Here is an 11773-nt window from a genome sequence, read left to right on the forward strand (position 1 = left end):
GGCCGAAAAGTTGAGATGGTTGAATCAGCCGAAAAATTAGAAGATTTTCTGGCAAATATCTTCAAACCCGCTAAGATTCTTAGAATCCAGATAGACACTGAAACCAATAAGATCAACACCTTTGTCGCGACCCGTAGTGAAGTCGGGATTGCAATCGGAAAAGGTGGATGTACGATTGAAAAGGCCCGGGCCCTAGTCAGGAGATTCTTTGGAATGGAGGTCGGTGAGGTCTTTCCGGAAGGAGAGGAATCATGACCGGCTCGGTAATTCTTGAAGAACTCTGGGATATTATTCAGGACCGGGCTATCCATCCGGTAGAAGGGTCGTATACCACTCATATTCTCACGCATCGCAAAGGTGTGGATAAAGCACTTGAAAAGGTGGGAGAAGAATCTACTGAGTTTATTCTCGCGGTAAAGAACAAAGAACCCGGTGCCATCGCGAGTGAAGCAGCGGATCTCTTTTATCATACGTTGCTTGCACTCAAGGCTGCAGGTGTTGAACCCTCAGCGGTATATGCCGAACTTACCTCGCGTCGCAAACCCTGACTATTCTATTTTTGTCTCGGTCGTAAAGAGGTGCGGATTCGCTAAGATCCGGAATAATCCCGCCCTAAGGCCTGCATCAAGCCACCCGTATCCATAACTGAGGCGGCCCAGTTCCTGGACATATCCTGCATCCTGACTGATACCAATCATGGCCCTTTCCGCTTTTTCCCTGATTTTTATCGCTGCAACATAAAGGGGTGATCCCGATTCGGGTGCCAGTTCTATTGAATCGAGGGCTTCACCAAGCATCTGGTTATATCGCCCACGTTTTTCCATGAGCCGGTCATGCTGATCGCACGGGATGATGCCGGCATCCGGGAGCAGGAGTGGAGGTGATGATCCATCAATGAATCCGAGAAATAATGCTGCATCAAGCCATCCGTGTGCATATGCGAGAGAGGCATACTCGTTTACCTGGTCCTCACGCTGGTAAAAGACCAGTGCATCGGTAAGATAGGAGGAGATCATCTCCCTGATCTCGGTAGTGACAACCCCGAGCGGGGTCTCTTTCGGATTCCATACGCTGCTTTCCGAATATGCACGGGTGAGATCTGTTCGATACTGTTCCAGTTCTTCTTCTGGAATCATGATCTAGAGATCTGCAAATATCCTGAGATACTCTTCCTCAACCGGGTGAAGACCGGCAGGAACTACCAGGATATGCAATGGAGGTCCGAAATCAGCCTGTAACATTTTTTCTGCATTGCCAGCGATAACCACCGGTGCAGATGAACCTGCCCTGGCGATTCCTACATACAAAGGAATCGCCACTCCTTCTTCATCAGAGAGTTGTTGTAGGATCTCAACTGCTTCGCGAACCTGCATATACCGGTTCTCCTGAATGTCCAGGAATACGATCGTGTGCAGATCAGCGGCCAGATTCATCCGTATCGTCTCAAACGGTGTCCGGGGAAACCAGTTTTTTGCCGGATACGGGACAGAACAGGACTTACCAAACCGGTAGTTCTGTAGTCCTGAAAGTCCGCTTACCGCACTCGCAATAGAGGCACCATGAATAATACGGGTGGGAATGCTCTGCTCGGCAGCCCTGATTCTGATATCAGCATGGGTGGTGGAGACCATGGGATCCCCTCCGGTCAGGAAGACCACATCTCCATTCACTGCCTGTGCAAGGATGGGTTCAGGATGTTGCTCTACATCTTCTCGTTTCAGGATCTGAACCGGTTTTCCATACCGCTCTTCCATCGCTGCCGGGGTGGTCCCCATAAGCCGGGAGGTGTATGATTCAAGATAGACCGTATCAGCAGCAGCAATCGCCTGTACTCCTTTCACTGATATATCATCAAGATCGTAGAGGCCAAGACCTACAAATGTCAACATAGTTATCACTACAGAAGAGTATTCAGGAACTGAAAACGAGGGAACCCTCATCTATTTGAAACTGGCGCCAGTTCATGGTTAAACCCATTGAACCCTGAATCCGCATGGAGGTACCCGTATCATCATTGCGGATCTCTACCACCATATTCATCAGTTGTTTGACAATGGCGACTGTTTTCGGATCAAAGGTTTCACTGTTGATGAGAAATACCCCTATCGATCCCATCTTTTTTAGTTTTGAGGTGATGATATGGAGAAACTGGTAGATGACATCCACCTTCCTGAACATCAGCATAGAGGTGAGTGAAAGAATACAGTACCTGATGGGAGTTGGAAAGAGCTGGTTGGGATCCTGGGTAAATTCTCCTTTCATGATCTCTTCAGTGAGCTGGGAGAATCTGATATCCATCCCGGTAAGATCGTTTGGACTTCCCACATATTTGACTTTCTGACTGTCCTGAGCTGAAGAACCCGAAGAACTTCTGGTAATCGCGTCGATGATCCCGATATAATTGGTATCAAATTTGTTACCTTTAAAAAAATCAAGCATATCAGTAGCCTGACTCTCGGTAGTCAAGACTATCATATACTCACCGCTCCGGGGTTTCGCAAGATAGGTGGCAACCTGCTCACCGTTACAAAATGCTGGTGCGAGGATGAGAATATTGGTACCCGGGTTAAGACCCCCGGCTCGCTGGTCAATGATATCGATACCGGTCTGGTATTTGTACATCGATCTGGATAACAGTCTACCTGTAATTATATTAACTTCTTTATATCCCATCATTCTGTCATGTAACCAGAAGGATCGAATTCTTTTATACTCCATGAAAAAAACTAATAGGGCTGAACTGAGATCTGGTTTTTGATGGAACTGATGCGTTCTGTCTTCAAATCAACTCTGAATAGTGCTGAAATATCTGAATAATCGGAGAATACACACATGCTTTACAGGTTTTATGAATGGTGGATCGCGCGAAACCTGGAGCGTATTCCCCGGTATCTATGTTTTATGATCTCTGATGAAGAGATGCAGTCAGATCCTGAAAAGATCCACCAGGTAGTGGACTGGAGTCTGGCAATATCTTCTGAAGTTATCAGGAGGTATGGGAATGAATCTGGTATTATCAGTATCACGATACATATCAGTACCAAAGATACTACCTCCTCTCTTCCTTATTTAGAAACGATCCGTGCTCTTGCAAACCGGGCACATTTGATTCTGCATGTTGGGAACACCACAGAGGACCTGGGTACCGGGATCCCTATCGCGGTGGCAGTGGGAAAATCCGGCAGAGCAGAGATCATCGATGCAATCAAGCAGATGGCCAATGATTCAACGAACCCCGATGAGGTGGATGAGCATAAACTTGAGCGTTACCTTATCTTCCAACATACTCCAGATTTTGTCATCAAGACCGGAGGTTCCCACCTGGTTGATTTTCTGATCTGGCAGTCGGTATATTCGGAGTTGTTCTTCCTTGATCTGAACTGGAAGGAACTCAGAAAAGTTGATCTGATCCGGGCATTTCGTGATTATCAATCACGGGTTCGGAGATTTGGAGCCTGAAGATCAGGGACGGAGAGTCAGGCACCTGATATACCGTTTCGAAAAAAGTTACGCTTCTGCCTGACTTGCAGTTTCCTTTCGCTGTGAATAAACCCTGACTGCCCTGAGCATATCGAGTTTTCGAAATAGTGGCCAGTATGGTGCACAGAAGTATACTGCTGACTCATGCCCGTTTGCAAGCCAGGGCAGAAAGTTCGAGGTCCTGCATTCGTTACCAGTTCTGATGATCAGGTCTACGGGGGGGATGGTAATATTTTTCCCATACAGGTATTCTTCAAGAAGTTCTTCTGAAATATCACTTGTTTTGATCTTCTGATCCTGAACATCGGTGAGAATATTCCGCGTGGCCTGCAGAATCTCATTACGGCCCCCGTATGCAAGTGCCATATTCAGGTAAAAATTATCATAATGGGCAGTTGCTGCCTCTGCCCGTTCTACTGCTTCGCGAAGATCGTCGGGAAGCAGTTCACGGTCACCGATCATCTGGATTCTGATCCCGTATTTATGAATCCGTTCATCATCGATGATATGGGTCAGTTTCTCTTTGAAGAGGTCAAAAAGGTCAGAAACCTCATTATCAGTCCGGTTAAAGTTCTCGGTTGAGAAGATGTACAGGGTGATGTATCTGATGCCGAGTTCCTGTGCCCACTCAAGAACCTCTTCGGTCCGGTCAGCACCAACCCGATGACCATACGAGGTTGCCAGGCCTTTCTTGCGTGCAAATCTCCGGTTCCCATCCTGGATAATCGCGATATGAGTTGGAATATGCTGACATTGTCTGGTAATGAAGTACTCATAGAATGGTTCAATAAGTGAGCGGATCATAGCGGGGTCACCTCAACCACAAGCCCGTTATCTGGATATCGTTCTATCACGTACTTCTTTCCAGGCATATCATCTCCGATGGAGTCGAGAATCCACCATGCCATCTCAATCCGGTCATCATACCGGGTATAGAGATCTCCATCCAGGTCATCAGGCACAAATGACCGGGGATCATCACATTCCCAGACTCCGTACACCACGGTTCCGTCCGGTGTGATCTCATCGAACTCACGTGCCGTGTTTGCAGCGATACGCTTCAGACGCATCCTGAGCTGGACCCGGTCCTTGAAATCAGATGAACACCAGTGAACTTTCGGGTGGGAGAGGATGGAGGAAACAGCCTCTTTCCCCCCCTGCACTGCGTTGGAGACATCTCCTCTGAGTTCATGCCCCCGTTCCCTCATCGCTGCTGCATTTGATTCCCCCCATTCGAGTTCATTGATGTTCAGAAAGTCGAGATCATCAATGATAGCAAGGAATGCCTCTATTCCTGGCAGGGAAGGAACTTCGATACCGATATCAAATCCGAGTTCACGGGCTGTACGGATGGAATCATGAAACGAACTACCGGCAATAGAGCCCCATACTTCATGCGGCGGATGCAGCCTAACCTCATCAACCAGCCCCTGAATCTGCATTAATTCTGCCCGGGTCGGAGCAACTCCAGAGTAGAGATGAATCTGATGACCTGGGCCAAATTCATCTTTCAGTGCTTTTGCATACGTCACCAGCCGGTTCGTGGCCTTGAAAGGTTCACCACCGGTTATGCCGGTACCAAGCGCTGACATCTTATGTGCAATTGCAAGCATCTCTTCAGGTGATGAGACGACATGCTCATTGGCAAACGTGACATCCTTATTTTTGCGCTGGGCAGATAACGGGCAGTACCAGCATGATCGCTCGCAGAGCCCGGTAACAAAAAGGACCAACTTGGCCCCCTCAAAACAGAGTTTGCATCCGGCACTGAGCCGACTGTGAGGAGGGATATCTTCAGAACTGCTATCGTCCATTGGCTATCAGATATTGAGTATTCTCATACTATCTCTCAATAGTTCTATATATTTCTGTTTGTTGAGGGTAATGTCCAGCCATCCGGAAAAAGAGTGATATTAATCCAGCCGCTTCTGTTTTGCTGCTGCCAGTTTTTCAATGATCCCGGTCTCAACTTCTGTCGTTACCGACAATACCCCTGCCTTTACTGCATTGTCTACAAACCCATCTCCATCGGTGGTTCTGACAATCAGGGTGGTATATCCGGCTGGAGTTCCAACCGAACCTGCTGCGATATCTGCATCGAGGGCAGAGAAGTCACCGCAAGTATGGCATCCCTGTCTGACCGCTTTTGCGACCTCATCAAGTGAGAGGGTGCTGGTTGTCCCGTCGGTGAGAGTCAGGTCCAGTTTTCCTTTCACATCCATCTTTTCAATCTGCTGAGGGGCTAATCCTGAGCGTTTCAGAATGTCTTCCATCAGGACATGATAATCAAAACTTTCGGTACAAAAGAGCCCGATGATCAGGCGGATTGATCTTCCGAACGGGATGAGCAGGTCATTTTTGGAATCCTTCATCGCCCGGGCTCCCTGAACCACACAAGGAGTGCCCACGATAGCGATGTGAGTGAGTTTCTTATCCACGATGGCGGTCTTGAGTGATCGAAGCACCGGTACCGACCAGTTGTATCGTGAACCGGCATGTTCGACCAACTCTCCCCCGCTGGTAATCAGGATTGACCGGGGCCGGTGCGTCCAGCGATCTTCAGTAAGGGTAACAACACCATCGATTAATCCTTCCTGCATGGCTGCTGTTAAGATTGCCGTGACCGCACCACCGCTTTGCTGGTGGGGGACGGTTACGATCGACTGGGCACGGAGCAGTCGATGATACGATCCAAGTGTCTCCCGCTTCTGTTCCCTGGTTCGTGGGCAGGCATCATAACAGGCCCCACAGGGGACTAAATCGGTAGCCATCTTGCAGTACCCGGATGAAGTGGGATGTGAGATTCCTGGTTCATCGATGAAATATAATGCATCTGCAGGACACACTGCAACACAGGCTCCGCAACCACTACAGGTACCTGCTTCCCATACGGCCGTGTTCAGATCCTTATAACTCTTTTTTTCTGCCATAACTCACTCCCACGTGTATTTATTAGCAAAAGGTCGGGCACTCACCGGAGCAATACGGGTAAAGGAGGATGCCATGATCACGGCAGGATCAAACCCAAACTGCTCACAGAACTCTGAAATATATGGTTTGATGGAGGCAAGGTCTTCAGGAGTTGCTTCCCGTGCAGCACTCCCGATACCGAGTGTCCAGTCCTCTACTGTCCCTCTGACAAAGATCTCGCCACCATGTATCCCGCTGGCAAGTCCCATCTCAGCAAACGGCATGTTGGTATTCTGGTTCAGCCTGAGCAATATGATCAGGCCTCCTGCCATGTATTCGCCCAGAAACGCATGTGCTTCTCCACCGACCACGAGGACCGGTTTTTTATTCACATACTGTTTCATGTGGATGCCACCGCGGTATCCGATGTCATCTCTGACATAGACTTTTCCGCCCCGCATACTATGGGCAGTAGCGTCGCCGCTGCTGCCATAAATAACGATAAGCCCTTCGTCCATCGTGTTTCCGGGAGCATGGTCTGCATTTCCGTGCACGATGATCGTCGGCCCTTTCATGAACATACCGAGATCACCGCCCGGAACTCCTTCAACGGTGATCGTGGCAGTCCCCGTCAGCCCGTCACCAATGAACCGTTGCCCCATGATGTTTTTCAGCACAATCTCGGTAGCACCGTTGGTTACCGCTTCTCTGATCTGCCGATTCAGCGGGGTGTAATGCATCCCCTGTGCATCGATCTCAACGGCAGGCATTTCAGGCCCCCACTGCATTAACATCAAGGACATCGAGCATGGTCTCGTCAAGCATATATCCTCTAAGCCGGTCGCGGTTTCCACGCAGGGACTCGATACTGTTGATACCGGCTGCTCCCATCAATTCAGCGAGTTCAAGGGTCCAGGCATGAATGAGATTGCTCACGTTTACCGCTGCTTCATCAGGGTTCAGCCGTGCAACGAGGTCAGGACGCTGGGTTGCAATACCCCAGGTACAGAGGTTACGGTAACAGGTTCCGCAGACCCTGCATCCCATTGCTACCAGGGCAGCGGTCCCGATATAAACCGCATCAGCACCAAGGCAGATGGCTTTGGTCAGATCTGCACTCTGTCTTATTCCACCTGATGCGATGATAGAGACCTCATTGCGGATTCCCTGCTGACGGAGCTTGGTGTCGACCGCTGCGATGGCTGCTTCGATCGGAATACCCACATGATCCCTGAAAACAGCCGGAGCTGCTCCTGTTCCTCCCCTGAATCCGTCAACAACTACTGCATCGGCACCAGACCTGGCAATACCGGCTGCAATAGCTGCGACGTTATGAACTGCGGCTATCTTGACAAACACCGGTTTTTTCCACTCGGTTGCCTCTTTCAGGCCTCGGACCAGTTGTTTCAGGTCTTCAATCGAGTATATGTCGTGGTGGGGAGCCGGGCTGATAGCGTCACTTCCCTCCGGAATCATGCGGGTGCAGGATACATCGGCACAGACCTTTTCACCAGGAAGATGCCCCCCGATACCGGGCTTTGCTCCCTGGCCGATCTTGATCTCAATGGCTGCTCCCCGGTCAAGGTAGTTCACATCAACTCCGAACCTGCCTGATGCAACCTGCACGATCATATGGTTCTGGTACGGGTAGAGGGCCTCATGGAGTCCACCCTCTCCAGTCCCCATGAATGTCCCTGACTCTGACACGGCTTTTGCCATTGCCATCTGGGCATTGAGTGAGATCGCTCCGTAACTCATATGCCCGATCATGATCGGTGTCTCGAGTTGGAGATTTTTTACGAGTTTTGTCTTCAGTTCTACGTCATTACCGGGTCCATATTTCAGTTCGAGCTGGCGTGGCTTCTTTCCGATGAAGGTACGCAGTTCCATCGGTTCACGGAGTGGGTCGATACTCGGGTTCGTAACCTGACAGGCATCCAGGACTAGCCGGTCAAAGATGATCGGGTAATCTCCGGTATTTCCCATCCCGCCGAGGAGAATCTTCCCTGATTCTGCCTGTTTAAAGATATTTTCCCGTACCTGGTCAGTCCAGACCGGATGGTTCCGGTAATCACAGGGCCGTTCTGCGATCATGATTGCATCACGAGGACATTGGGAGAGGCAACGGTGACAGGCTACACAGTTACGTGAATTAACCCTGATTTTTCCGTCCTCCATCCGGTACACGCCGTATGAACAGTTTTCAACGCATCTGCCACAGAGCATGCACTGGTCATGATCGACCATCACCTGAAACTTTAATGGTCGTGACCCGATGATCATGCAACAACCCTCCCAACTATCGGCTGTCCTGCCCGGGGCATTGAGATCTTTTTGACTGATGGCTCCATGGTGCGGATTGCCGCCTCTTCGCTGGATATATAGAGGCGCTGATCGTGTTCTCCGACTACGAGGGGACGAAGTTTGATCCGATCTGAGAATCCTACCAGTAAATCATGTGAGGCAACAGCGATTGCAAACGGGCCGTTCATCATCGCCTGTCCGTAGGTGAGGCGGATTGCAGTATTAAGTTGCTGTTCTGATGGTTCCATCCGTTCGATCTCTTCCCAGAACGGTGGTGCAAGTGCCCGTACCGTATGTTCAGGGCTCAGGTTATGCCTGCGTGCCAGCAGGTCCATCAAATATGCCACAACTTCGGTATCGGTATACATGGTGCAACTGTATCCGAAACTCTCGATATATCTCCGGTTGGTTCCGTATGAGGTGATCTCTCCGTTATGGACGACGCTCCAGTTCAGAAGGTTGAACGGGTGAGCACCTCCCCACCATCCTGAGGTATTGGTCGGGTACCGGTTGTGTGCCATCCAGAGGTACCCTTCATAATCTTCGACACGGTAGAAGTCAGCAACCTCTTCCGGCCATCCTGATGCCTTGAACACTCCGATGTTCTGTCCGGATGAGAAGATAAGAGCACCTGGAATGGAGGTATTGACCGTCATCACAATCTTGGTGACGATATCATCTTCAGGAGTATGACTCTGGGCCATCAGTTTCCGGTTCGGTCTGAAGAAATATCTCCAGGGGATATGGACCTTCCTCATCCTCCCTGATTCGTACGTGGGAATCTCTTCGTCATGCTCGATCATTCCCCATGTTTCAAGGAGTTCCTCAACTTTGGTTTTTGGTTCGATTATATTGTCATAAAAAACATGTATTGCATAGAGATCTGCATAATCAGGATACACTCCGTATGCAACATATCCCGCGCCCTCGCCGCTGCCCCGTTCATCCATTATTGCAAGGGCTTCTCTGATTGCAGACCCGTCCATCATTTCGCGAGTCTTATCAATCACGCCTATTATTCCACACATATCATCACATACACCAAAAAGCCGGTAACGACATTGTCATAAACCTGGCCGGATATAATTTCCCGGGTGGAAGCTTTTTTGTTGTAACCCCATTTATACGTTGCTCGATCATATTAACACAACTCTCCTCGAAAATTCATACAATAGTTGAAAACCGTCAATGAGTACTAATCCCACTCTGACCCAGACTGGATCCAACCGGATAAATGGTGTATTGTGGGTGTGATCACAAAAAGTTCTGTATCAGATATTTGTGTTTTAGCAGGTTCTGATCAGGCGACCCTCGATCCTGCAGGAACTGACAGATAGGTCAGCCCTTATTTTTAGGATATTTTTTTATATTGCAAGGTAGAAGCTTGTTTCAATGTCTGATGCAAAGGTCAGCGAAATGCTCGCCCGGGTAAAAGCCGATAATGTGAAATTTATCCGGCTTCAGTTCACCGATATTCTGGGTATTCCTAAGAATGTGGCAATACCTGTAATACAGCTTGAGAAGGCACTGACTGAAGGGATCTGGATCGATGGATCTTCAATCGAAGGATTCACCCGGATTGATGAGTCAGATATGATCCTCAAGCCTGATGTCAGTACTTATGCAATCCTCCCCTGGAGACCTGCTGACAAGAAGGTTGCCCGTTTCATCTGTGATGTATACACCTACGGTGATAAGCCGTTCGAAGGCGACCCGCGGTATGTACTCAGGAAGAACCTGGATGAGGCAGCCAAACTCGGCTATACCTTTAATACCGGTCCTGAACTTGAGTTCTTTGTCTTCCAGCGTGATGAAGAAGGTAACCCCACTACCAAGTTCGTAGATCACGGAGGATACTTTGACCTTGCACCAAGCGACAAGGCAGAAGATCTCCGCAGAGAGATTGTCCTTGCGCTGACCGATATGGGCTTTGAGATCGAAGCATCACACCACGAGGTTGCAGACTCCCAGCATGAGATTGACTTCAAGTATGGTGATGCCCTCTCTGTTGCAGACAAGGTTATCACCTTTAAGTTTGCAGCCAAAACCCTTGCTCTCCTGAATGACATGCATATTACCTTTATGGCCAAGCCAATTGGCCGGATTAATGGAACTGGTATGCACTGTCACGGTTCATTGAGCAAGGATGGAAAGAACACCTTCTTTGATGCAAAGGCAGACAAGCAGCTCTCTGAAACTGCATTATATTATATCGGCGGTCTGATGAAGCACGCCAAGGCAATCACGCGTCTTGGAAATCCGACCATCAACTCCTACAAACGCCTGGTCCCCGGATATGAGGCACCAGTATACATCACCTGGAGTGCAGCCAACCGGTCAGCCATGATCCGTGTTCCGGCAGCCCGTGGAAACAGTACTCGTGCAGAGCTCCGCAGTCCTGACCCGACCTGTAACCCATATCTCCTGTTCGCGGCAATGATTGCAGCAGGTCTTGATGGTATCAAGAATAAGATCATGCCACCGACATCCACTGATGTCAACATCTATCACCTCTCTGATGAAGAACGCCAGAAGCGTGGGATCGAGATGCTCCCCGGCTCACTCAAAGAGGCAAATGACGAACTGCTCAAGGATAAGGTTATCTGTGACGCACTCGGGAAGCATGTCGTCGAGAACCTGACCAACATTGCAGTTGCCGAGACTGATGATTACCGACTCACTGTTCACAACTGGGAAATTGAGCGGTATCTCCATAATTTCTAATTTGTCATGAAAATGCTCTGCATTTTCATAAGTCAGGCCTGATGAGAAAATCATCATGCCGTTTTTTAAGATCGTTTCGATACCTTCATAGTCCTCCGTGTTGTCAAAATTAGTATGAGAAAGGAGGCGGGGGTGTCCCCTACCATCGCCACTTTTCTGATGGTTACCCTCCTTATTATTGTGTTTGTTCTTCTGTGGTCCCTGCTCTCGGGGATGCTGCATCTCTTTGATAATGAGGATCAACTTGCTCCGCCGCTGATCCAGGTGACCTCAGTGCTTCATACTACTCCTTCAGGATCGATGCAGGATGACAGCCGGGTGTTTATTCAGAACATGGATTCCATAGAGTTAAGAA

14 protein-coding genes are annotated in these 11773 nt (G+C 49.2%); 5 read left to right on the plus strand and 9 right to left on the minus strand.

What is annotated here, in order from left to right; genetic code table 11:
• Both LUQ50_RS05685 and hisE read left to right on the plus strand, forming a co-directional pair.
• The coding region (locus LUQ50_RS05685; RefSeq protein WP_300037486.1) for a KH domain-containing protein at window positions 1-255 on the plus strand (255 nt) is incomplete at its 5' end.
• Window positions 252-548 carry a phosphoribosyl-ATP diphosphatase gene (hisE, locus tag LUQ50_RS05690; RefSeq protein WP_300037489.1) on the plus strand — a complete coding sequence of 99 codons (297 nt, stop codon included), beginning with the start codon at window positions 252-254 and terminating at the stop codon, window positions 546-548. The genes LUQ50_RS05685 and hisE, both read left to right, overlap by 4 nt.
• Here the strand turns inward: hisE and LUQ50_RS05695 are convergent, their stop codons facing one another.
• From LUQ50_RS05695 to LUQ50_RS05705, 3 genes are read right to left on the minus strand one after another with little or no spacing between them, the layout of a single operon-like run.
• On the minus strand, window positions 549-1136 hold the full coding sequence (locus tag LUQ50_RS05695; RefSeq protein ID WP_300037492.1) for a DUF357 domain-containing protein: 588 nt from the start codon (window positions 1134-1136) through the stop codon (window positions 549-551).
• Window positions 1137-1139: 3 nt separating this feature from the next.
• The gene (gene dph5 / locus LUQ50_RS05700) at window positions 1140-1889 is read right to left on the minus strand and encodes a diphthine synthase (protein ID WP_300037495.1); all 750 of its coding nucleotides are present in this window, start codon (window positions 1887-1889) and stop codon (window positions 1140-1142) included.
• A gap of 22 nt (window positions 1890-1911) precedes the next feature.
• Window positions 1912-2622 (minus strand): hypothetical protein, encoded by a 711-nt coding sequence (locus tag LUQ50_RS05705; RefSeq protein WP_300037498.1) that lies wholly within the window; start codon window positions 2620-2622, stop codon window positions 1912-1914.
• Window positions 2623-2832: 210 nt separating this feature from the next.
• Between LUQ50_RS05705 and LUQ50_RS05710 the strand changes: the two genes are divergently transcribed.
• On the plus strand, window positions 2833-3459 hold the full coding sequence (locus LUQ50_RS05710) for an undecaprenyl diphosphate synthase family protein (RefSeq protein ID WP_300037501.1): 627 nt from the start codon (window positions 2833-2835) through the stop codon (window positions 3457-3459).
• Window positions 3460-3507: 48 nt separating this feature from the next.
• On the opposite strand, the gene uppS is transcribed toward LUQ50_RS05710, so the two are convergent.
• The 6 genes from uppS to LUQ50_RS05740 form a co-directional block, all read right to left on the minus strand.
• Window positions 3508-4284 carry a polyprenyl diphosphate synthase gene (gene uppS, locus LUQ50_RS05715; RefSeq protein WP_300037504.1) on the minus strand — a complete coding sequence of 259 codons (777 nt, stop codon included), beginning with the start codon at window positions 4282-4284 and terminating at the stop codon, window positions 3508-3510.
• Window positions 4281-5294 carry a 4Fe-4S cluster-binding domain-containing protein gene (locus LUQ50_RS05720; RefSeq protein WP_300037507.1) on the minus strand — a complete coding sequence of 338 codons (1014 nt, stop codon included), beginning with the start codon at window positions 5292-5294 and terminating at the stop codon, window positions 4281-4283. Before LUQ50_RS05720 ends, uppS begins: the two co-directional genes overlap by 4 nt.
• Window positions 5295-5393: 99 nt before the next feature.
• A complete protein-coding gene (locus tag LUQ50_RS05725) occupies window positions 5394-6410 on the minus strand; it encodes a Coenzyme F420 hydrogenase/dehydrogenase, beta subunit C-terminal domain (RefSeq protein ID WP_300037510.1) in 1017 nt (338 codons plus the stop codon).
• Window positions 6411-6413: 3 nt separating this feature from the next.
• On the minus strand, window positions 6414-7160 hold the full coding sequence (locus tag LUQ50_RS05730) for a hypothetical protein (RefSeq protein WP_300037513.1): 747 nt from the start codon (window positions 7158-7160) through the stop codon (window positions 6414-6416).
• Between the two features lies 1 nt (window position 7161).
• Complete coding sequence (locus tag LUQ50_RS05735; RefSeq protein ID WP_300037515.1) at window positions 7162-8673, minus strand: glutamate synthase-related protein; 1512 nt, start codon at window positions 8671-8673, stop codon at window positions 7162-7164.
• Window positions 8670-9722: a glutamine amidotransferase family protein gene (locus LUQ50_RS05740; RefSeq protein ID WP_300037518.1), complete on the minus strand. Its 1053-nt coding sequence runs from the start codon at window positions 9720-9722 to the stop codon at window positions 8670-8672. The genes LUQ50_RS05735 and LUQ50_RS05740 overlap by 4 nt, the downstream gene beginning before the upstream one ends.
• A 364-nt stretch (window positions 9723-10086) precedes the next feature.
• Between LUQ50_RS05740 and glnA the strand changes: the two genes are divergently transcribed.
• Both glnA and LUQ50_RS05750 read left to right on the plus strand, forming a co-directional pair.
• Window positions 10087-11418: a type I glutamate--ammonia ligase gene (gene glnA / locus LUQ50_RS05745; RefSeq protein ID WP_300037521.1), complete on the plus strand. Its 1332-nt coding sequence runs from the start codon at window positions 10087-10089 to the stop codon at window positions 11416-11418.
• Between the two features lie 114 nt (window positions 11419-11532).
• The coding region (locus LUQ50_RS05750; RefSeq protein WP_300037524.1) for a hypothetical protein at window positions 11533-11773 on the plus strand (241 nt) is incomplete at its 3' end.

Source organism: Methanospirillum sp. (genome assembly GCF_028679455.1).
GTDB lineage: Archaea > Halobacteriota > Methanomicrobia > Methanomicrobiales > Methanospirillaceae > Methanospirillum.